The following is a 23,106-nucleotide window of genomic DNA, read 5'->3' on the forward strand; positions in this document are numbered from 1 at the left end:
GTGGACAGCCATACTTCCGAATTATGGCAGCAAATTTTATCGATTATTCAAACCAAATTAAGCAAGCCGAGCTTTGATACCTGGTTTAAGGCTACTAAAGCGATAACCTTCAACTCCCAGGTTCTCATTATCTCGGCACCTACAACGTTTGCAGTAGAATGGCTGGAAAGTCGTTACACCAAACTGGTAGGAGCAACCGTCTACGAAGTCACAGGGAAACAAGTGGATGTAAAATTCGTGATTGAAGAAAGCAAGCCGCCTGAGCTTGTGGTTCAACAATCCGCTCCGACTCCCGTAGTATCAAGAGAAGAAGCACAAACGCATCTGCTCAATCCAAAGTACACTTTTGACACCTTTGTAATCGGCTCTGGGAACCGCTTTGCGCATGCAGCCTCACTGGCAGTAGCCGAAGCACCAGCCAAAGCATACAATCCCTTGTTTTTATACGGTGGTGTAGGTCTGGGCAAAACCCATTTGATGCACGCAATTGGGCACTATGTCCTGGAACATAACCCAAATAACAAGGTAATTTACATCTCGTCTGAGAAATTCACGAATGAATTTATCAATTCGATCCGTGATAACCGCGGTGAAAGCTTCCGTAACAAGTATCGTAATGTTGACATTTTGCTTATCGACGACATTCAATTCCTCGCTGGAAAAGAGTCTACACAGGAGGAGTTTTTCCATACTTTCAATGCGCTCCACGAAGAACGCAAGCAAATTATCATCTCCAGCGACCGACCACCAAAGGAAATTCCCACACTGGAAGAACGGCTGCGTTCCCGGTTCGAATGGGGCTTGATTACGGATATTCAACCACCAGATCTGGAGACCCGGATTGCGATTTTACGCAAAAAGGCTAAGGCAGAGAACCTTGATATCCCTAATGAGGCCATGATGTATATTGCCAACCAGATTGACACCAATATTCGTGAGCTTGAGGGTGCATTAATCCGGGTAGTTGCTTATTCTTCGCTTACCAACCAGGATGTAACCACTCATTTGGCAGCTGAAGCGCTCAAGGATATTATTCCTTCCAGTCGTCCCAAGATGATCACCATCGCTGATATTCAGCAAAAAGTCGGAGAATACTACAATTTGCGCCTTGAAGACTTCAAAGCACGCAAAAGAACCAAAGCCGTAGCGTTTCCACGTCAAATCGCAATGTATCTATCCCGTGAACTAACGGATTATTCGCTGCCTAAGATTGGTGAGGCTTTCGGAGGACGTGACCATACGACCGTAATTCATGCGCACGATAAAATTACACAGGCATTAAAGGTCGATCAGGAGTTGTACAAAGTGGTAAATAATCTTGCGGAGAAAATTAAAAATCCTTCCTAAGAGGAACAAAGAGCCTATACACAATCTATACACATGTGGGTAGGCTTAATTTTATGCTGTTTGGTGGGGTTATCCACATATTCGTCGCCCCTACTACTAATACTATTAAATAACTATAATAATTCATCATGTAAAGACGCGTAATTAACAGACTCAAATCCATCGAAATTCCCAATTTTTCAGCTAGGAGTGAAATCATGAAAATAAGCATTCTTAAAAATGAGCTCAACGAATCCATTCAACACGTATCCAAAGCTATATCCAGCAGAACAACAATCCCTATTTTGACCGGTATTAAACTGGAAGTTAGCCATCAAGGCGTCACATTAACTGCAAGTGATACCGATATTTCTATTCAATCGTTTATTCCAGCAGAGAATGACAGCCACACCATCGTGAAGATAGATCAGCCAGGAAGTGTTGTCCTTCCCGCTAAATTTTTCGTCGAGATTATTAAGAAGCTGCCCTCCAAAGAAATCCACATGGAAGTAAAAGAAGGATTCCAAACGTACATTTCTTCCGGATCCACTGAGATTCAGATGGTAGGTTTAGACCCTGAAGAATTCCCAGTGTTACCGAGCATTGAAGAGAATGACACGATCTCTCTACCAGGTGATTTGCTGAAAAATATGATTAAACAAACAGCCTTTTCTATTTCTACCCAAGAGACAACTCCGATATTAACGGGTATACTATGGAATCTGAGCGACAATGAGTTTAAGTTTACAGCGACTGACCGTCACCGCTTGGCAACAAGAGCTGCTAAACTTGAAGGCACGGAAAATGTCAATTTCGGAAATATTGTTATTGCCGGTAAAACCCTTAATGAGCTCAGCAAAATTATCCCTGACCAAAATATGCTGGTTGATATTGTCGTTGCGGATAATCAAGTTCTCTTCAAAATCGACAAAGTACTGTTTTATTCACGGATCCTAGATGGGATTTATCCTGATACTTCTAGAATTATTCCAACAACCTACAAAACAGAACTAACTTTAGATACAAAAAAATTAAGCGAATCGATTGATCGTGCTTATTTGCTGTCCCGGGAAGAAAAAACAAATATTGTTCGTATGCAGACGCTTGATCAAGGCGGTATTGAAATTTCTTCAAGCTCATCAGAGCTGGGTAAGGTTCGCGAGGAACTTGAAGTCATTGATTTCAAAGGTGAACCTCTCAAAATATCTTTCAACTCGAAATATATGCTTGATGTATTAAAGGTCATAGAGAGCGAGCAGCTCGTTATTGCATTTACAGGGATGATGAGTCCGATCATTTTGAAACCACTTGACCAAACCAATAGCTTGTATATCATTTTGCCTTACCGTACAACAAATTAATGCCAACATTCATGAACATGTGGATAAGTGGCTGAAAGGATAAAAACCATGAAAAAAATACTTATCCACAGTGGATACATTAAGCTGGACCAATTTCTGAAACTCGCAGATTGTGTATCCACAGGTGGAATGGCCAAAGCTTTATTGCAGGAAGGTCACGTATTGGTCAACGGAGAGGTAGAGGAACGGCGCGGCAGAAAACTTTATCCGGGTGACAAAATCGAAGTGCAGGATAACGGTACCTTTGAGGTTGAAGGCGGAGGAGTAAAAGAGTAGTACGCTAGGGGAGGAACCATTTCGTGTTTGTTAAAAATATCGGTCTGCAGCATTATCGGAATTACGGGCTGCTGCGTCTGGAGAGCCTGGGCGATGTGAATCTGATTCTGGGTCAGAACGCCCAAGGCAAAACAAACCTCATGGAGGCATTGTTCGTCCTGGCGATGACCAAAAGCCACCGCACCTCTAAGGACCGCGAACTTATCTCCTTCGATGCCCCCGGAGATGCAGCTCAGATCGTTGCCGAGGTGGAACGCAAGTATGGCGATCTCAAGCTGGAGCTCACCCTATCTGCCAAAGGTAAAAAAGCCAAGATCAATGGTTTGGAGCAGCGGCGCCTTAGTGAGTTTGTTGGATCTCTGAATGTGGTCATGTTTGCACCGGAAGATTTAGAGATTGTAAAAGGGACCCCTGGTATCAGACGGCGTTTTCTTGATATGGAGATCGGCCAAGTCCAGCCTAGTTATCTATTTCACCTACAGCAGTATCAAAAAATTCTCTTGCAAAGAGGTAATCTCTTAAAGCAATTATGGGGAAAAGAGGCTGCAGGGAAAGAGCTTCTGGAAATCTGGGATGCTCAACTTGTAGAGCATGGTGTTAAAATCGTCAAAAAAAGGAAACAATTCATAAAGAAGCTGCAAATATGGGCTGAAAGCATTCACCGGGGGATTACGAACGGCGGAGAAGAACTGAAATTGCTCTATGTCCCCTCTTTCGGCGATCGGGATGAGGAAGATGAAGCTGTCTTATTAGACAATTTTATGTTAAAGTTATCACAAACGAGAGAACAAGAAATCAGGCGCGGCATGACGCTGACGGGTCCCCATCGGGATGACCTGTCCTTTTTTATCAACGGAAGGGAAGCTCAGGTCTACGGTTCTCAAGGACAGCAGCGTACCACGGCTTTATCGCTTAAGCTGGCGGAAATCGAGCTGATCCATGAGGAAATCGGAGAATATCCTGTGCTGCTTCTTGATGATGTTTTATCCGAGCTTGATCCTTACCGCCAGACCCAGCTTATTGAAACCTTTCAAAGCAAGGTACAGACATTCATTACCGCTACAGGAATTGAGGGTCTGAATGCCGATAAATTAAAGGGCGCCAGCCTATTTCATGTTCATGATGGAAAAGTTGAGTTATAAAAGAGCGGAGGACGATCATGTATATTCATTTGGGCGGGGAGAAGATCATTAGGTCTTCGGAGTTAATTGCTATATTTGATATTTCGATTGAGAAATCTTCCAAGGTATCTAAGCAATTCGTTATTCACTCTGAGCAGGATAAGAAGCTTGAGCGGATTGGCGAAGAGGAAGCAAAATCTATTGTCGTAACTAAAAATATCGTGTATTACTCCCCCATTTCCTCCTCCACTCTTAAAAAAAGAGCCAAAATTTTGCTCGAAATATAACTTGCATTGGGTAACAAAGAGATAATCAGAAAGAAGTAGGTGAAGGCATGTCAATGAATCAACCGACATATGATGAGAGCCAGATTCAGGTACTGGAAGGGCTGGAAGCGGTTCGGAAACGTCCGGGCATGTATATTGGTTCGACTAGTTCTAAAGGTCTCCATCACTTGGTATGGGAGGTCGTCGATAATAGTATCGATGAGGCACTCGCAGGTTATTGTGACCGGATTCAAGTGATTATACATGAGGATAACGCGATCACTGTTATCGATAATGGACGTGGCATACCTGTAGGTGAGAATGTAAAGCTTAAGAAGTCGACGCTTGAAGTCGTAATGACCGTGCTGCATGCAGGCGGTAAATTCGGCGGTGGCGGATATAAAGTTTCCGGTGGTTTGCATGGTGTGGGTATCTCTGTAGTGAATGCCTTGTCTGAAAAGGTCCTTGTTAAGGTCAAACGTGACGGTCATATCTACCAACAGGAATATAGACGTGGTGCACCGCAGTATGACATCAAAATCGTTGGCGATTCAGATGAGACAGGAACGACTACAACCTTTCATCCGGATCCTGAAATATTTACGGAAACTACAGTTTTTGAATATTCGACACTGCTTACTCGTATTCGGGAGCTGGCTTTTCTTAACAAAGGAATCGAGCTTTCACTTCATGATGAGCGGACGGATGTCACCAACGTGTTCAAATACGAGGGTGGTATCGTTGAATATGTGAAATATTTGAATGAGAAAAAAGAAGCGCTACATGAGGATCCGATCTACGTGGAAGGTTCACGCGATATGATCCAAGTTGAAGTGGCTCTCCAATATAACGATTCGTATACTGAGAACATCTACTCTTTTGCGAATAATATTAATACGCATGAGGGCGGAACGCATGAATCCGGCTTTAAAAGTGCGCTGACCCGTATCATCAACGATTATGCTCGTAAAGCGGGAGTACTGAAGGATAGCAATTCGAATCTGACTGGTGATGACGTGCGTGAAGGATTGACAGCCATTATTTCTGTCAAAATTCCAGATCCACAATTCGAAGGTCAAACGAAAACTAAGCTCGGAAATAGTGAAGTTCGGGGTATCGTAGAATCACTGTTCGGAGAGAAATTACAAGAGTTCCTGGAAGAAAACCCAGCAGTGTCACGTCGCGTTCTTGAGAAATCACTTTCCGCTTCACGCGCGCGAGAAGCTGCTCGTAAGGCACGTGAGTTAACCCGTCGGAAGAGTGCGCTTGAAGTCAGTGCTCTGCCTGGTAAACTCGCCGACTGTTCATCCAAGGATGCCTCGATCAGCGAACTATACATCGTCGAAGGTGACTCAGCGGGTGGATCGGCTAAGCAAGGCCGGGATCGCCATTTCCAAGCGATTCTACCGTTGCGTGGTAAGATCCTAAACGTTGAGAAAGCTCGCCTTGACCGTATTTTATCTAACGCCGAGATCCGCGCCATCATTACGGCTTTGGGCACAGGGATCAGCGATGACTTTGACTTATCGAAGGCTCGCTATCATAAAGTCGTTATTATGACCGATGCCGACGTCGATGGAGCCCATATTAGAACGCTATTATTAACGTTCTTCTATCGTTACATGCGGAAGCTAGTAGACGCGGGTTATATCTATATTGCACAGCCTCCTCTCTTTAAGATTGAGCGCAATAAGGTTATCCGCTATGCAGGCAGCGAGAAGGAACGCGATGATATTATCGCTTCTTTTGGAGAAAATGCTAAGGTTAACGTCCAACGTTACAAAGGTTTGGGAGAGATGAATGCAACCCAACTTTGGGACACAACGATGGACCCTGAGACCCGTATGATGCTCCAGGTTACGATTGAAGATGCGATGCTGGCAGATAGTATTTTTGATACACTTATGGGTGACAATGTTGAACCAAGACGTGACTTTATCCATGAGCATGCCAAGAACGTTAGATACCTTGATGTGTAAGAACAATATTTAATACAACCTCCGGCTTCTATTCCTAACGGAATGAGAACGCTGGAGGTTCTTTGATTTCAAGCTTTTTTTTAGGCTCTTGTGGATTGTTTATTGCGGGTCGAATAAGGGGATTTTCTTGCTTTTACACGTCCATAGGCTACGGCATAGCGATGTATTTTACGATAGATTGATTTATCAGGAAATAATTTGAATACAGCAATGGACGGAAGAGTGTTGACTTCCAGCAGCCACATATCCAGATGTTGATCCATGGCAATATCCAGACCAATCTCTTTGATTCCTGGATAGGCAGATTGAAGCTGTGTCGCGATTTGTATACCCAAAGCTTTTAAGTGATTGATCGTAACTAGGACTTCAGAGGGCGGCATATAATTTTTTAGTAGAGTACTTACGGAAAGGATACTGCCTCCACTGTGATAATTGGTGACGATTTTTTGAGGGGCAGCTACTCTTCCAAGCATTCCTGTTGTTTCCCATACTCCTGATGGAGTCTTTTGGGTAAGAACCCGAAGATCAAAAGGGCGGTCTTGATGACGCAGAAGGTCAATCCCTTTTTGAATCAAATAGGTTCGATTCTGAATTCGTTTCTGTAAGTTCTCATACAGCTCTTCTGGTGAGAAAAACACTTCCGCAGTCTTCCCATATCTTAAAATATACAAGATCTGTTCTTCGGGCTCTTCTTTATTAACATTATCGAGGTCGGCACCGTGTTCAGCTTTCTGTTTGCTAGTGCTAAGAGTTACAGTACGCTGCTCAGCTCTCATTACACCGATACCATAACTTCCTCGATCTGGCTTAATATAGACCATTGTATATAACGCAAGCATCTCCTTAAGAGCATTGACATCGAATTTACGGGTATCAGGCACATATTGCAATAGAGAGTGATTTTGAAGGATGACTTTCGTTTTAGCCCATTTGCTTGGGACGCGTTGAATCTTCATTATCTTCCTCCTTATGAGTTTTGTGCAGGAATAGGTCCTTTGGGTTCCTTGTTGTAAAAAATGCAGTGGCAGCATAATCTTTGACAGCTGAAAATCAGGACAAGCTACCTAAACAATGGTATAATATAAGGATATGGGGTTATGCCTTATCGAACGATATTAGGATAATAAAACCGTGTTTCTTGTCTTTACAGTCTATGTAGTAAAGATATTTGCGGAAAGGGCAAATACCCTGATAAGCGCAAAAAGAAATCAATATTAGAAGATAAAAGGCTATCATGTTTAATTGTGCTACTTTTGTGAAAGTAATATAATTAAGGGTAGCGGTTTTTTAACTGAAGGAGGTCCAGCAACTCATGGCTGAACAAAATAACCCACAAGTCAAAGATCGGGACATTGGCGTGGAAATGCGTGAATCCTTTATGGATTACGCAATGAGCATCATTGTTAGCCGGGCTTTGCCAGATGTGCGGGACGGACTCAAGCCGGTTCACCGACGCATTTTGTTTGCGATGTCGGAGCTTGGAATGTCTGCGGATAAGCCTCATAAGAAATCTGCAAGAATCGTCGGTGAGGTTATCGGTAAGTACCACCCTCACGGTGACTCAGCTGTCTATGAAACAATGGTACGGATGGCTCAGGATTTCTCGATGCGCTATATGCTTGTAGACGGTCACGGGAACTTTGGTTCGATTGATGGTGATATGGCCGCGGCGATGCGGTACACAGAAGCCCGTCTTTCCAAGATTGCAGGCGAAATGCTTCGTGATTTGAACAAAGAGACAGTTGACTTCGCACCCAACTATGATGGTGAAGAGAATGAGCCGGTTGTATTGCCAGCCCGTTATCCGAATCTGCTCGTAAATGGGGTATCTGGTATTGCTGTAGGTATGGCTACTAATATTCCACCGCATAACCTTGGTGAAGTTATCGATGGTGTGCAGGCGATGATTAAGAATCCTGATATCACGCCAATGGAATTGATGGAGTTTATCCAAGGTCCGGATTTCCCTACGGCTGGATATATTTTGGGTCGTGAGGGCATTCGTCAGGCTTATCGTACGGGACGTGGTTCAGTGACCATGCGTGCGAAGGCAACGATCGAAGAGAACAACGGCAAGGCTCGCATCATTGTGCATGAGCTTCCATACCAGGTTAACAAAGCAAGATTGGTTGAGAAAATCGCAGAATTAGTACGTGAGAAACGGATCGAAGGTATAACGGATCTTCGAGATGAGTCTGACCGTAACGGTATGCGTGTAGTTGTTGAGATGAGACGCGATGTTAATCCAAATGTAGTATTAAACAATCTATATAAACATACTTCTATGCAATCCACATTTGGGATCAACATGCTTGCCATCGTAAATAACGAGCCGAAAATTCTTAATCTGCGTGATGTACTTTATCATTATTTGCAGCACCAGATTGAAGTTATTCGTCGTCGTACTATATTTGATCTTAAAAAAGCTGAAGCACGCGCTCATATCTTAGAAGGTCTGCGCATTGCGCTTGATCATCTGGATGAGGTGATTGCGTTAATCCGTGCTTCACGGACAACTGATATAGCCCGCGAAGGCTTAATGAGCACCTTTAGCCTCAGTTTAGAGCAGGCTCAGGCTATCCTCGATATGCGGATGCAACGTCTGACCGGTCTGGAACGGGAAAAGATCGAGAATGAATATAACGAATTGATCGTTAAAATTGCAGAGTACCGTGAAATTCTGGCTAACGAGCATCTTGTACTGGAAATCATCAGCAACGAGCTGCAGGATATCCGTGATAGATATTCTGATGAACGCCGGACAGAGATCACGGTTGGTGAAGAAAGTATCCTGGATGAAGACCTTATTCCACGTGAAGAGGTTGTTATCACTATTACACATACAGGATATATCAAACGTCTACCTGTCAGCACCTACCGCAGTCAGAAGCGCGGAGGTCGCGGAGTCATGGGGATGGACACCAAGGACCAGGATTTTGTGGAGCATCTCTTCGTGAGTAACTCTCATAACTATCTGATGTTCTTTACCGATAAGGGTAAAGTTTACCGGATTAAAGCTTATGAGATCCCAGAATTGGGCCGTACAGCCCGGGGGACGCCAATCATCAACCTGATTCAAATCGAACAAGGTGAGAAGATTAGTGCAGTAATCCAAGTGGAAGATGGCGATAGCGATAAATATTTATTCTTTGCTACCCGCGAGGGTATCGTGAAGAAGACGCCTCTTGGGGATTATAACAACATCCGTAAAGGCGGTCTTATTGCTATTAATCTTCGTGAAGAAGATTCCCTGATCGAGGTTAAGCTGACTGATGGACAGCAAAATCTCATTATCGGTACAGCTCGCGGAATGTCGATCACGTTCTCAGAGAATGATGTGCGTTCTATGGGACGTAGCGCGACTGGCGTTAAGGGCATTACGCTTGACGGAAATGACCATGTCATTGGTATGGACTGTGTCGATAAGGAGCTTGAGGTTCTGATTGTTACTACCAAGGGCTATGGTAAACGGACACCAGCCGGTGATTATCGTTCCCAGACTCGTGGCGGTAAAGGGATCAAGACCATTAATCTCACCGATAAGAATGGTCCTGTCGTGGGTCTTAAGGTCGTTAAGAAGGATGAAGACTTAATGATCATTACGACTAGCGGTACCCTGATTCGTACCAGCATGGATGGAATTTCTACTATGGGCCGTTATGCTCAAGGGGTTAAGCTGATTAACATCCGTGAGGATGACGCAGTAGCTACCCTGTGTAGAGCTGACAAGAACGAAGAGGATGAATCTGAGGAAGTGGAAGGTCTGGAAGGCTTGGAAGGGCAAGAAGGCCTGGATGGGCAAGATACAGTCGAGGAATCTGGCGATATTGATCAGCCTGAGATCCTGACTGAGGACGAAGACACTGACTTAGAATAGGTTGAATTCAAAAAAGAGCAAGGGCTTCTATTACAGAAGTTCTTGCTCTTTTTGTTGCTTTTTGAATGACCGATGCTTCAAAAAATAAAATAAATATTTTGAAAGAATAGTTTTCACTGCACTAGTGTCTTCCATTTATCCGTACTATAATTAGCCAATAGAATCCTATAAAGTACTAATTTCTCAGAAATTATCTGTCTTATCAATGTGAGGTAATGCTGGGTGTACGGCTTATAGAAATTAAGGGGCTGAGTATATGCCAAATATATTGGTTGGAGAAGTTAAAGCAGGCTCAAAGATAATAAAGGATGTAATTACACCTTTAGGGGGGACTTTATTCACTAAGGGAAAAATATTGCTCCCTCGTGATCTAGATATTTTACAGGCTTTTTTGATTGGGCAAGTGGAAATCGAAGGTGACCAAGGTGAGGCGAGTTCGGATGGAGCCAAAACAACAGCTAAGCAAGCTTCCCCTAAAGCTGGAGCCATTATCAACGAATCGATGTTGGCCAAGACTAATTCTCCTCTACATGATGAATACGATAAAATGCTCACTCTTATTAAGAACAGCTATCGATCGGTAACGGCAGCTTCACTTCCTATTTTTGAGCTTCGCAGTCAGTTAGAGACATTAATAGGTTATTTGAAGGATTATCATGTCTTGAAGTTTACACCGCGCACTTTAAAATATGAGGATTACAACTATCACAATGCTGTGTTGTCCGCGTTGACCTCCTATAAAATTGCTCAGTGGTGTGGGTACCCACAAAAGGATTGGATGCAGATTGCTTTTGCAGGATTATTACATGATATCGGCAATGCAAAAGTAGACAGCTCACTTTTACAGAAACCGGAGTCACTTAACAATAGTGAAATAGAAGAGGTTCGCCGACACACTACATATGGTTATCAATTATTACGCAATGTTACAGCGATTAATGAAGGGGTAAGACTTGCCGCCTTGCAGCATCATGAGAAGATTGATGGCTCTGGTTATCCATTGAAGCTGGACGGCAGTCAGATTCATTTCTACGCTAAAGTAGTCGCAGTAGCAGATATATTCCATGCTATGACCTTAGAAAGAGCCTACAGAAGAGCACAGTCTCCTTATTTGGTACTAGAGCAGATTCTGACAGAAAGCTTCGGTAAGCTTGACCCAGTGATTGTGCAGACGTTTATACAGAAGAGTACTGATCTCTTTAATGGCACTAGAATCAAATTAAGTGATGGCCGTCATGGGGAGATTATCTTCACTGATCGCGCAAACCCTACACGTCCGATGGTTAAAATAGAGGAAACAATAGTTAACTTGATGTTGGAACGTGAATTGTATATTCAAGAGATCATTGCTTAGGGCGTAGGTACAAGGGAATAAGGCTGTGCTAGCCATTATATATCGCAGTATTGAGGCTTATGGCAGCACAGTCTCTCATTTATCTATTATATTTCAAAAAAAGACTTGCAATGCATCTCCATACATGATATATTCTAAGTCCGGCCAAGAAGTACACATGCCGAGCTCGAAAAAGAAGTTAAAAAAAGAGCTTGACATTAAATAGCCGAACATGATATAGTATAAGAGTTGCTGCTGAGACATTAAACGGCGCCAACGAGAACTTGATCTTTGAAAACTGAACAACGAGTGAGTAGGAAATCACGTAAGTGAAATCCAAATTAGAGAATTAATTTTCTCGTCAGATGTTTCAAAATGAGCATATCGCTCTTTTCAATACTAATTGGAGAGTTTGATCCTGGCTCAGGACGAACGCTGGCGGCGTGCCTAATACATGCAAGTCGAGCGGAGTCATTTTGAAAGCTTGCTTTCAAAATGACTTAGCGGCGGACGGGTGAGTAACACGTAGGCAACCTGCCCTTCAGACTGGGATAACTACCGGAAACGGTAGCTAATACCGGATAATTTCTTTTTTCTCCTGAGAGAAGAATGAAAGACGGAGCAATCTGTCACTGAGGGATGGGCCTGCGGCGCATTAGCTAGTTGGTGGGGTAACGGCCCACCAAGGCGACGATGCGTAGCCGACCTGAGAGGGTGAACGGCCACACTGGGACTGAGACACGGCCCAGACTCCTACGGGAGGCAGCAGTAGGGAATCTTCCGCAATGGGCGAAAGCCTGACGGAGCAACGCCGCGTGAGTGATGAAGGTTTTCGGATCGTAAAGCTCTGTTGCCAGGGAAGAACGTCCGGTAGAGTAACTGCTATCGGAGTGACGGTACCTGAGAAGAAAGCCCCGGCTAACTACGTGCCAGCAGCCGCGGTAATACGTAGGGGGCAAGCGTTGTCCGGAATTATTGGGCGTAAAGCGCGCGCAGGCGGCTATTTAAGTTTGGTGTTTAAACCTTGGGCTCAACCTGAGGTCGCACTGGAAACTGGGTGGCTTGAGTACAGAAGAGGAAAGTGGAATTCCACGTGTAGCGGTGAAATGCGTAGATATGTGGAGGAACACCAGTGGCGAAGGCGACTTTCTGGGCTGTAACTGACGCTGAGGCGCGAAAGCGTGGGGAGCAAACAGGATTAGATACCCTGGTAGTCCACGCCGTAAACGATGAGTGCTAGGTGTTAGGGGTTTCGATACCCTTGGTGCCGAAGTTAACACAGTAAGCACTCCGCCTGGGGAGTACGGTCGCAAGACTGAAACTCAAAGGAATTGACGGGGACCCGCACAAGCAGTGGAGTATGTGGTTTAATTCGAAGCAACGCGAAGAACCTTACCAGGTCTTGACATCCCTCTGAATCTGCTAGAGATAGCAGCGGCCTTCGGGACAGAGGAGACAGGTGGTGCATGGTTGTCGTCAGCTCGTGTCGTGAGATGTTGGGTTAAGTCCCGCAACGAGCGCAACCCTTAACTTTAGTTGCCAGCAGGTAATGCTGGGCACTCTAGAGTGACTGCCGGTGACAAACCGGAGGAAGGTGGGGATGACGTCAAATCATCATGCCCCTTATGACCTGGGCTACACACGTACTACAATGGCCGGTACAACGGGAAGCGAAGCCGCGAGGTGGAGCCAATCCCATCAAAGCCGGTCTCAGTTCGGATTGCAGGCTGCAACTCGCCTGCATGAAGTCGGAATTGCTAGTAATCGCGGATCAGCATGCCGCGGTGAATACGTTCCCGGGTCTTGTACACACCGCCCGTCACACCACGAGAGTTTACAACACCCGAAGTCGGTGGGGTAACCCGCAAGGGAGCCAGCCGCCGAAGGTGGGGTAGATGATTGGGGTGAAGTCGTAACAAGGTAGCCGTATCGGAAGGTGCGGCTGGATCACCTCCTTTCTATGGAGAATCGTTCTCTGCAATGAGAACATTCAAATCGGAAGCTAAGCTTCCAAAACTCAGGTTTAGGCCTGTTACTCACTCGTTGCTCAGTTTTGAGAGTTTAAGCTCTCAAGTAAGACTTGATCCTTGAAAACTGGATACCGAAACGAATTTGCGTTTTAGAACATCTTTTAGCAACTTGTGTAAACAAGTAAATGTTATTAGTGAGATTTTTCTTCGGAAGAATCAAGGTTAAGCTAATAAGAGCACACGGAGGATGCCTAGGCGCCAGGAGCCGACGAAGGACGTGGCGAACAACGAAACTGCCTCGGGGAGCTGTAAGCAAGCTTTGATCCGGGGGTGTCCGAATGGGGAAACCCAGCTGTGGTAATTCGCAGTTACTCATTTCTGAATACATAGGAAATGTAGAGGCAGACCAGGGGAACTGAAACATCTAAGTACCCTGAGGAAGAGAAAACAATAGTGATTCCGTCAGTAGCGGCGAGCGAACGCGGAACAGCCTAAACCTAAGAGCTTGCTCTTAGGGGTTGTGGGACGTCTCACGTGGAGTTACAAAGGAATATGGTAGGCGAAGAGGTCTGGAAAGGCCCGCGATAGAGGTAAAAGCCCTGTAACCTAAACTGTGTTCTCTCCGAGACGGATCCCGAGTAGTGCGGGGCACGTGAAACCCCGTATGAATCCAGCAGGACCATCTGCTAAGGCTAAATACTACCTGGCGACCGATAGTGAAACAGTACCGTGAGGGAAAGGTGAAAAGCACCCCGGAAGGGGAGTGAAATAGAACCTGAAACCGTGTGCTTACAAAAAGTCAGAGCCCTATTAATGGGTGATGGCGTGCCTTTTGTAGAATGAACCGGCGAGTTACGTTTAACATGCAAGGTTAAGCCGAGAAGGTGGAGCCGCAGCGAAAGCGAGTCTGAATAGGGCGAATTAGTATGTGGACGTAGACCCGAAACCGTGTGATCTACCCCTGTCCAGGGTGAAGGTGCGGTAACACGCACTGGAGGCCCGAACCCACGTACGTTGAAAAGTGCGGGGATGAGGTGGGGGTAGCGGAGAAATTCCAATCGAACTCGGAGATAGCTGGTTCTCCCCGAAATAGCTTTAGGGCTAGCCTCGGTATAAGAGTAGTGGAGGTAGAGCACTGATTGGGTGCGGGGTCCGCAAGGATTACCAAGCTCAGTCAAACTCCGAATGCCATATACTTATTGCCGGGAGTCAGACAGTGAGTGCTAAGATCCATTGTCAAAAGGGAAACAGCCCAGACCATCAGCTAAGGTCCCCAAGTGTGTGTTAAGTGGGAAAGGATGTGGAGTTGCACAGACAACCAGGATGTTGGCTTAGAAGCAGCCACCATTGAAAGAGTGCGTAATAGCTCACTGGTCGAGTGACTCTGCGCCGAAAATGTAACGGGGCTAAACACACCACCGAAGCTATGGCTAGATACGTATGTATCTGGGGTAGGGGAGCGTTGTGTAGGGGTTGAAGGTGTACTGAAAAGAGCGCTGGACACTACACAAGTGAGAATGCCGGTATGAGTAACGAAAAGATCAGTGAGAATCTGATCCGCCGAAAGCCCAAGGTTTCCTGAGGAAGGCTCGTCCGCTCAGGGTAAGTCGGGACCTAAGGCGAGGCCGAAAGGCGTAGTCGAAGGACAACAGTTTGAAATTACTGTACCACCGTAATCCGCTATGAGCGATGGGGTGACGCAGGAGGGTAGTGACGCGGACTGATGGATGTCCGTCTAAGCAGTGAGGCTGATGTGTAGGCAAATCCGCACATCATTAAGGCTGGGCTGTGATGGGGAGCGAAAATTATAGTAGCGAAGGTCATGATCTCACACTGCCAAGAAAAGCCTCTAGCCAGGAGAAGGTGCCCGTACCGCAAACCGACACAGGTAGGCGAGAAGAGAATTCTAAGGCGCGCGGAAGAACTCTCGTTAAGGAACTCGGCAAAATGACCCCGTAACTTCGGGAGAAGGGGTGCCCCGGTAGTGTGAATAGCACGAGGGGGCCGCAGTGAAAAGGCCCAAGCGACTGTTTAGCAAAAACACAGGTCTGTGCGAAGCCGCAAGGCGAAGTATACGGGCTGACGCCTGCCCGGTGCTGGAAGGTTAAGGGGAGTGGTTAGGGGTAACCCGAAGCTATGAACCGAAGCCCCAGTAAACGGCGGCCGTAACTATAACGGTCCTAAGGTAGCGAAATTCCTTGTCAGGTAAATTCTGACCCGCACGAATGGCGTAACGACTTGGGCGCTGTCTCAACGAGAGATCCGGTGAAATTTTAATACCTGTGAAGATGCAGGTTACCCGCGACAAGACGGAAAGACCCCATGGAGCTTTACTGCAGCTTGATATTGAATTTGGGTACGATCTGTACAGGATAGGTGGGAGCCGTAGAAATCGGAGCGCAAGCTTCGGTGGAGGCGCCGTTGGGATACCACCCTGATCGTATCTAGGTTCTAACCTAGTACCCTTATCGGGTACGGGGACCGTGTCAGGCGGGCAGTTTGACTGGGGCGGTCGCCTCCTAAAGAGTAACGGAGGCGTTCCAAGGTTCCCTCAGAATGGTTGGAAATCATTCGCAGAGTGCAAAGGCATAAGGGAGCTTGACTGCGAGACCTACAAGTCGAGCAGGGACGAAAGTCGGACTTAGTGATCCGGTGGTACCGCATGGAAGGGCCATCGCTCAACGGATAAAAGCTACCCTGGGGATAACAGGCTTATCTCCCCCAAGAGTCCACATCGACGGGGAGGTTTGGCACCTCGATGTCGGCTCATCGCATCCTGGGGCTGAAGTAGGTCCCAAGGGTTGGGCTGTTCGCCCATTAAAGCGGTACGCGAGCTGGGTTCAGAACGTCGTGAGACAGTTCGGTCCCTATCTGTCGTGGGCGCAGGAAATTTGAGAGGAGCTGTCCTTAGTACGAGAGGACCGGGATGGACGTACCGCTGGTGCACCAGTTGTTCCGCCAGGAGCATGGCTGGGTAGCTACGTACGGACGGGATAAGCGCTGAAAGCATCTAAGCGTGAAGCCCCCCTCAAGATGAGATTTCCCAATTAGTAAGACCCCTTGAAGACGACGAGGTAGATAGGTTGGAGGTGGAAGTGCAGCAATGCATGGAGCTGACCAATACTAATCGGTCGAGGGCTTATCCTATACGTAGAATGCAGATTCGTTTCGGATTCAGTTTTCAGGCATCAAGCCTGTAACACGCTTAGAAATTCATTGTCACTTCTGGTGATGAACTGAATTTCACGCGGCAGCGTCTGTTTCACAGACGCATGTTTGGTGGCGATAGCGGAGGGGTTCCACGCGTACCCATCCCGAACACGACCGTTAAGCCCTCCAGCGCCGATGGTACTTGGACCGAAGGGTCCTGGGAGAGTAGGACGTTGCCAAGCACACAAGACCACTGTTGAGTAATCGACAGTGGTCTTTTTGTTATGTATATTTACTTAAGGATTGTTGCAAATTAAATTATGTTTGACAGACTAGAGTGTTTAACCCATAATACAATTCATACTAAACATATAAGAATTATAGGGGAGCGAATTATGTCGTACTTTAGTGTATCTATTAAGAAACCGATTCTGTTGGGGGCAATAGCAGTTTTGCTATTGATGTTAATTGCAGGGTGCTCGGGGTCTAATAATAAGGCTGATTCAAATAAAGAGGCACAGGAAAGTGCGAGTCCGGCAACTCAAAGTCCTCAAACTGCAGAACCTGCAACGGGAGGGACTTTCGTCTATGGACGACCTGCTTCTGTAACTTCGCTGGATTTGCATAATCAGATTACGTCCAACAATGCTTTTGCAATCGACAAAGTTTTTGAATCATTAGTCGCTTTTGACAGCAAAGGTGAAATTGTAGATTGGCTTGCTAAGTCACATAATATCAGTGAAGATGGTCTGACGTATACATTCGAGCTTCGTGATGGGTTGAAGTTTTCCAATGGTACGGATGTGACCGCAGAAGATGCTGTATTCTCTCTTGAGCGGCACTTGAAGGTAGGCGGCCCGCTGGCAATATCCGCAAAAGTCGACACAATCAAAGCGCAAGATAACAAAACGCTTGTTATTACACTTAAAGAGCCTTATACACCATTTATCTCGGAGCTATCTAATTTCTCAAATGGTATCCTTCCTAACAATTTCGGCGGAGTATCAGAAGAAGAATTCTTCAAGAAACCGATCGGTACGGGACCTTTTGTTGTTGAAACATGGGACACTGCTGGTGATCTGACCTTCACTAAGAATACATTCTACTGGCAAGAAGGTAAACCCTATATTGATAAGCTCGTTTATAAGCTGATTGAAGATGACAGCCAAGCAATTAACCAGCTGAAGGCTGGAGAAGTTAATGCTATTGAATCTTTGGCCCTGCAAAATGCCAATGAGATTAAAGATGGGGCTGACACTAAAGTAGTTACTAACGGTAGTTGGGTGACAGAGCAATTGTTCTTTAATACGTTGGATGAACATTTTTCTGATGTGCATGTCCGTCGTGCTCTGGCGCTGGCGCTTGATCGTGAGGGCTTGACCAAGGCGCTAACCTTTGGTTATGCACAAACAGCAAACTCATTGCTGCCAACAACGATTCCTTATAACGCAAATGATACAATCAAAGCACTGAACTTTAATATCGAAGCAGCCAAGGAGGAGCTTGCAAAATCTGCCTTCCCTAATGGCTTCACTACCAAATTACTTGTAGCATCCGGTAATAGCACAAGAGCTCAAGAGGCACAAATTATTCAGGCAGCGGGTCAAACGATCGGGATTAAGATTGAGATTGAATCGATTGAACTTGCCACTTTCCGTGAACGTTTCTTCGCATATGATTTTGCGGCAATGCTGAACAGCGGCCAAGCGGATTCCCCTGAAGCGAACTCTATTATTGCTTTCCAGACCGATCCGGAAGGCTTCAGCAAATCATATTGGACGCATTATACAAATGATGAAGTAACGAAGCTTCTATATGAGGGACAAAAAACTGCGGATGGCGATGAACGTGCACAAATCTATACTAAGCTGCTGCAGACCCTTGCTGATGAAGTTCCTTATATTCCGCTTTACTATCCAGATGTTTTAAAAGGTATTCGTTCTTCAGTTGACGGTCTTGTTGTTCTACCGAACGGCAGTGCCCGTTTCCAAGATGTCCGCATCAGCCAATGATGAATCTTAAGCAGGTGTTAAATCAACCGAAAGGAAGCAAGGGCTCTTACAACTGGCTTGTGATATCTCTTATAAAAGCACTGGCAGTGATCTTCTGCGTAATGATAGCAGTCTTTTTCATCATTCGAATCGTGCCGGGAGATCCAGCAAAAATGATTTTGGGAGAATACAGTACCCCTGAGGCGCTCAAGAGTATGCATCATACTCTTGGGCTGGACCTCCCTTTATGGGAGCAATTCATCCGATTTGTGAAGACGCTGTTTACTCAAGGAGATACTGGAAACTCCATTATTATGGGGACATCAACAAGAGAGTTGATTACACAACGGGCCCCTGTTACTTTGCTGCTCATCGTGATGGCTTGTGTGTTGGCGATTTTTGTATCCCTTCTGCTCGCTACGGTAGCCTCTACGCATAAGGATAAACTGCTGGACCATTTGATACGTATTTTTCCTACAATTACTCTAGGTATGCCAATCTTCTGGGTTGGCTTACTTTTAATTTTGCTCTTTAGTGTCCGGCTTGGCTGGTTCCCTGTTGGGGGAGTAAGTGAAGGGTGGGTCGGAACCTTGCATAGTCTTGCACTTCCAGCAATCACTGTTGCTTTTTCACAGGTTCCTACGCTTGTTCGTTCATTAAGAGCGCAGATGCTTGAAGTGTTAGAATCGGATTTTGTAGTCACCCTTAAGGCTGCGGGCATACCAAACAGGGTTATTTTATTTAAACATGTGCTGCGCAACTCTGCTCTTCCTACGCTAATGCTGCTGGGTGTGAATATTTCTTATTTAATCGGAGGCACCTTGGTCGTTGAGCAGGTATTTGGAATTAAGGGAATTGGCAGCTTATTGTTCACTTCAATTTCGAAACGGGACTTTCCGGTTATTCAAGGAATAGCACTTTACTGTGCGCTATCTGTTGTGATCATCAGTCTCTTGATTGAAATCATTTCCTGGTGGCTTGATCCCAGAACGAAAGGAAAACAATGAAAACTATAAGACTAGACTCGCGATTGTATGAAGACGGTAAGATAACAAGCGGCTTAAAGCGAATATGGAATACCCCATCACTTCTAGTGGGAATTATTATGTTTGCAGCTCTTATTCTCTTGACTGTGTTTATACCTTATATAAGTCCTTATGACCCCTCTGAGCAAAATTTGAGTGCCTTTTTACAGCCTCCGTCAGCCGAGCATTGGTTGGGAACTGATCAATTAGGGCGTGATCTGTTTACCAGACTGGTTTATGCAGCGAGGACTGATTTGAAAATCATGGTCTTGGCAGAAATCATTCCCTTTTGCACAGGTGTATTTCTAGGAATGCTGGCAGGATATTACGGCAAATGGATCGATACAGTTATTACGCTGTTGTCAGATACATTCATCGCCTTTCCTTTTTATCTGATCGTTATTATCGTGGCTTTTGCCAGTGGAGCAGGAGAACGAGGCATTTATATTACTTTTATCTTTGTAGGATGGATTGTCTTTGCCCGTGTCGTCAGAGGTCTTAGTGCTTCTTTTCGTAATCAGGAATGGGTGGCGTCCGCTCAAACCTTAGGGCTACCAGGAGTGAAAATTATTTTGCGTCATCTCCTGCCGAATGTACTTCCGCAAGCCGTGGTCGTCCTTATGACAGATATGATTGGATTGCTTGTTGCCATTGTTACGCTCGGGTATCTTGGTATCGGCATTACACCGCCAACTCCTGACTGGGGGACGATGATTTCAGATGGACAGCCCTTCATCACTACAGCTTGGTGGCTCTCGGCCGTTCCGGGATTTGCAGTGGTGTATACGGGGATAGCTTTGTCGCTCCTAGGTGATGGTTTGGCAGACATATGGAGGAAAAAATAATGTCTATACAACCCATTTTAGAAATAGAGGCGCTATCGCTGGCAGCTAAGTCAAATGAGAGATTGGTCAATAATGTTAGTTTTTCGCTGGGTAAAGGGGAGAGTCTGGGATTAGTAGGTGAATCGGGATCAGGAAAATCGCTTACGCTGCGTGCAATTTTAGGCTTGCTTCCAAATGGTGTTGAACAGACTGGTGGCACCATTAAAAGTGACGTAAGCAGTGCGATGGTATTTCAAGATCCAAGAGGTGCGCTTGATCCGCTCTGTACGGTTGTCAAACAACTGGCTGAAGTTGTGTATTACAGACAGAGAGTAAGCCGTAAGACTTCGCGGGTAATTGCACTGGAACTGCTCGAAAGGCTTGGTCTCCCCGATTCATTGAAGAAAAAGGACCGGTATCCGAGTCAGCTGTCAGGCGGTCAGTGTCAACGGGTAGTCATCGCTCTGGCACTGGCGTGCAAGCCAGGCATACTTCTCTGTGATGAGCCGACAACGGCACTGGACGTCACGGTTCAACGGCAAATTATTGAGACGATCACGAGCCTCCAGCATGAGCTCAGTTTTGCCATGGTATTTGTTACGCATAACCTAGCGATTGCAGCAAACTTGTGTTCACGGCTATGTGTAATGAAACAGGGACAGATTGTTGAGCAGGGCAATACTCTTGATATTTTGCAAAATCCGAAAGACCCTTACACACAGATGCTGATTGATTCGGTGCTTCCTTTGCCAGAGCTTGAAGGGAGTAGAGACTCATGGAATTAGCCTTGCAAATAAAAGATTTAACTGTTCATTATGGCGGCTTTACTGCACTGGATCGTATCAATCTGAATCTTGAGCAGCACACCACCCTTGGGCTTGTTGGAGAATCCGGATCAGGGAAATCTACGCTGGCGCGAGTAATTGCTGGACTGATTGCCCCAAATGAGGGACAGATTCTGTTGGGTACCCAAGAATTAAAAAAGAAAAGAAGCCGTGAGCAGCACAAAACAATCCAGATGATTTTCCAAAATCCAGATGCTTCGCTAAATCCTAAACATTCGATTAGGCAAATTCTTTCTGAGCCCTTATTGTTTCATAAAATAGTGGGGCGTACAGATGTTGAACAAAGATGCAAAGAGCTTTTGAATCAAGTTCATTTAGAACAAAAGGCGTTAGACAAATTCCCACATGAATTTTCCGGCGGCCAGCGTCAACGGATAGCGATCGCTCGTGCATTAAGTGTTGAGCCAAACATCCTGATCGCGGATGAACCTACAAGTGCGTTGGATGTATCTGTGCAGCTTAGTGTGCTCGAACTGTTCAATACGCTGAAGGCTGAGCTTAATCTCACCATGCTTTTTATTTCTCATGATCTAGGAGTAATCAATGCAATTAGCGATACGGTAGCAGTTATGCGGCAAGGAAAGCTCGTGGAGCAGAGTCCGCGGGATCAATTCTTCATCCGTCCTAAACATGAATACAGTTATGAGCTGTTGTCGGCGGTTCCAAAAATGCCAAAATAAAGTACATCAGGAGGTTTTTTTATGAACCGAGAACATAAAGGATACGTGCCACTTTCACTGGCTGAGTACAGTAAGCTAACACATTTAATTTCCAAAGTCTTGTTTACTGAGCACCCTCCAGTTATCATTCCGGCTGAGGCAATCCTTGGAATCGAGGCGGTAGCCGCCGGAATAGCTGCACCTGGTCGAACCATTGTAAATATAGTAACAGGTCCTTATGGAAGTTTATTTGGAAAATGGCTTGAGCGGGGTGGAGCAACGGTTGTTGAAGTAAAGGTTCCTTTTGATGAAGTGGTCACTAGCGACCAAGTTGCTTCCGCGATTAAGGAGTTTAAACCTTGTGCCCTTTCTTTTGTTCAAGCTGAAGTGGTTACTGGAGGCTCTAATCCTGCTAAAGAAATATTTGAAATTGCAAAAGAATTCAATCTAATTACTGTGTCGGACTCCGTATCTGCGGTTGGGGGAGAGGCCCTGCTGGTGGATGAATGGTCCGTTGATTTTGCAGTTATAGGTGCGCAAAAAGCCTTAGCTGGACCCAACGGTGTTAGTGCCGTAAGTATTTCTCCACGTGGCTGGGAATTTCTTGAGTCGAATGAAAATGCTCCACGCAATTCTATTTTATCCTTGCTGGAGCTGAAACCATCACTTGGAGACGCCGCGCCATTGCGGGTTGCCCCAAACATTCCTACGCTGGAGGCTAGAGCCTTGACTCAAGCTTTGACACGAATTGAAGAAGAAGGATTGGATCAAGTAATCAAACGCCATGAGCGAGCCGCAGCAGCTGCTGTAGCTGGTATTAAATCCTTGGGGCTTGAGCCTTGGCAAAAGGACAGCAGACATTATTCTACGCTGACTACAACGGTGCGGATTTCTGGAAAGCAAGAGTTGCGGATTGAGCAGCCTATAGGCATTGTGGCTCCCGGAGACGGAGAATTATTTGGCCATCTTCTACGGATCAACCATTTTGGAACGAATGCTGAGCGGCAAAGTGTGGAGAAGGCTATATCCACGCTTGCCGAACTGTTGAAACAAGACCCTGTTCAGGCATTAGCAGCTGTTCGGCTGGCATGGGGGGAATGAAG

General features: G+C 45.7%; 15 protein-coding genes and 3 rRNA genes. 17 read left to right on the top strand and 1 reads right to left on the bottom strand.

The genetic code is table 11. The annotated features are described in order from the left end of the window. The 6 genes from dnaA (at position 1) to gyrB (ending at position 6,329) form a co-directional block, all read left to right on the top strand. A complete protein-coding gene (dnaA, locus tag MHI25_RS00005; RefSeq protein WP_036677741.1) occupies positions 1–1,347 on the top strand; it encodes a chromosomal replication initiator protein DnaA in 1,347 nt (448 codons plus the stop codon). Positions 1,348–1,544: 197 nt separating this feature from the next. Further along, positions 1,545–2,687, top strand: coding sequence for a DNA polymerase III subunit beta (dnaN, locus tag MHI25_RS00010; protein ID WP_036677739.1), 1,143 nt, complete (start codon positions 1,545–1,547; stop codon positions 2,685–2,687). 48 nt (positions 2,688–2,735) lie between these two features. Beyond that, positions 2,736–2,963 carry a S4 domain-containing protein YaaA gene (gene yaaA / locus MHI25_RS00015; protein ID WP_036677736.1) on the top strand — a complete coding sequence of 76 codons (228 nt, stop codon included), beginning with the start codon at positions 2,736–2,738 and terminating at the stop codon, positions 2,961–2,963. Between the two features lie 23 nt (positions 2,964–2,986). Continuing rightward, positions 2,987–4,105 (top strand): DNA replication/repair protein RecF, encoded by a 1,119-nt coding sequence (gene recF, locus MHI25_RS00020; protein WP_036677733.1) that lies wholly within the window; start codon positions 2,987–2,989, stop codon positions 4,103–4,105. Positions 4,106–4,122: 17 nt separating this feature from the next. Further along, positions 4,123–4,371, top strand: a complete 249-nt coding sequence (locus MHI25_RS00025; protein WP_036677731.1) for an extracellular matrix/biofilm biosynthesis regulator RemA family protein — start codon at positions 4,123–4,125, stop codon at positions 4,369–4,371. A gap of 47 nt (positions 4,372–4,418) precedes the next feature. Further along, the gene (gene gyrB, locus MHI25_RS00030) at positions 4,419–6,329 is read left to right on the top strand and encodes a DNA topoisomerase (ATP-hydrolyzing) subunit B (protein ID WP_036677726.1); all 1,911 of its coding nucleotides are present in this window, start codon (positions 4,419–4,421) and stop codon (positions 6,327–6,329) included. Between the two features lie 80 nt (positions 6,330–6,409). On the opposite strand, the gene MHI25_RS00035 is transcribed toward gyrB, so the two are convergent. Beyond that, a complete protein-coding gene (locus tag MHI25_RS00035) occupies positions 6,410–7,285 on the bottom strand; it encodes a YheC/YheD family protein (RefSeq protein WP_076181701.1) in 876 nt (291 codons plus the stop codon). A 356-nt stretch (positions 7,286–7,641) separates the two neighbouring features. Here MHI25_RS00035 and gyrA point away from each other — a divergent pair, with 356 nt between their 5' ends. The 11 genes from gyrA to MHI25_RS00090 all read left to right on the top strand — a co-directional run bounded on the left by gyrA (position 7,642) and on the right by MHI25_RS00090 (position 23,104). Then, positions 7,642–10,206, top strand: a complete 2,565-nt coding sequence (gene gyrA, locus MHI25_RS00040) for a DNA gyrase subunit A (RefSeq protein WP_036677722.1) — start codon at positions 7,642–7,644, stop codon at positions 10,204–10,206. 256 nt (positions 10,207–10,462) lie between these two features. Beyond that, complete coding sequence (locus tag MHI25_RS00045; RefSeq protein ID WP_076124333.1) at positions 10,463–11,560, top strand: HD-GYP domain-containing protein; 1,098 nt, start codon at positions 10,463–10,465, stop codon at positions 11,558–11,560. 379 nt (positions 11,561–11,939) lie between these two features. Then, positions 11,940–13,497: ribosomal RNA gene (locus MHI25_RS00050) — 16S ribosomal RNA — on the top strand. A gap of 232 nt (positions 13,498–13,729) precedes the next feature. Next, positions 13,730–16,656 (top strand): 23S ribosomal RNA (locus MHI25_RS00055). Between the two features lie 128 nt (positions 16,657–16,784). Continuing rightward, positions 16,785–16,901: ribosomal RNA gene (gene rrf, locus MHI25_RS00060) — 5S ribosomal RNA — on the top strand. The 16S, 23S and 5S rRNA genes sit together here, the layout of an rRNA operon. Positions 16,902–17,054: 153 nt before the next feature. Beyond that, the gene (locus tag MHI25_RS00065) at positions 17,055–18,671 is read left to right on the top strand and encodes an ABC transporter substrate-binding protein (protein ID WP_076187697.1); all 1,617 of its coding nucleotides are present in this window, start codon (positions 17,055–17,057) and stop codon (positions 18,669–18,671) included. Next, positions 18,671–19,657 carry an ABC transporter permease gene (locus tag MHI25_RS00070; RefSeq protein ID WP_340394787.1) on the top strand — a complete coding sequence of 329 codons (987 nt, stop codon included), beginning with the start codon at positions 18,671–18,673 and terminating at the stop codon, positions 19,655–19,657. The genes MHI25_RS00065 and MHI25_RS00070 overlap by 1 nt, the downstream gene beginning before the upstream one ends. After that, positions 19,654–20,520, top strand: a complete 867-nt coding sequence (locus MHI25_RS00075) for an ABC transporter permease (protein WP_139330225.1) — start codon at positions 19,654–19,656, stop codon at positions 20,518–20,520. Before MHI25_RS00070 ends, MHI25_RS00075 begins: the two co-directional genes overlap by 4 nt. Next, positions 20,520–21,284 carry an ABC transporter ATP-binding protein gene (locus tag MHI25_RS00080; RefSeq protein WP_076187691.1) on the top strand — a complete coding sequence of 255 codons (765 nt, stop codon included), beginning with the start codon at positions 20,520–20,522 and terminating at the stop codon, positions 21,282–21,284. Before MHI25_RS00075 ends, MHI25_RS00080 begins: the two co-directional genes overlap by 1 nt. Further along, positions 21,275–22,024, top strand: a complete 750-nt coding sequence (locus MHI25_RS00085) for an ATP-binding cassette domain-containing protein (RefSeq protein ID WP_076187689.1) — start codon at positions 21,275–21,277, stop codon at positions 22,022–22,024. Before MHI25_RS00080 ends, MHI25_RS00085 begins: the two co-directional genes overlap by 10 nt. Positions 22,025–22,045: 21 nt before the next feature. Continuing rightward, the gene (locus MHI25_RS00090) at positions 22,046–23,104 is read left to right on the top strand and encodes an aminotransferase class V-fold PLP-dependent enzyme (protein ID WP_340394788.1); all 1,059 of its coding nucleotides are present in this window, start codon (positions 22,046–22,048) and stop codon (positions 23,102–23,104) included. Positions 23,105–23,106: the final 2 nt, after the last annotated feature.

Source organism: Paenibacillus sp. FSL E2-0177 (assembly GCF_037992975.1).
In the GTDB taxonomy this organism is placed as follows: domain Bacteria; phylum Bacillota; class Bacilli; order Paenibacillales; family Paenibacillaceae; genus Paenibacillus_AQ; species Paenibacillus_AQ odorifer.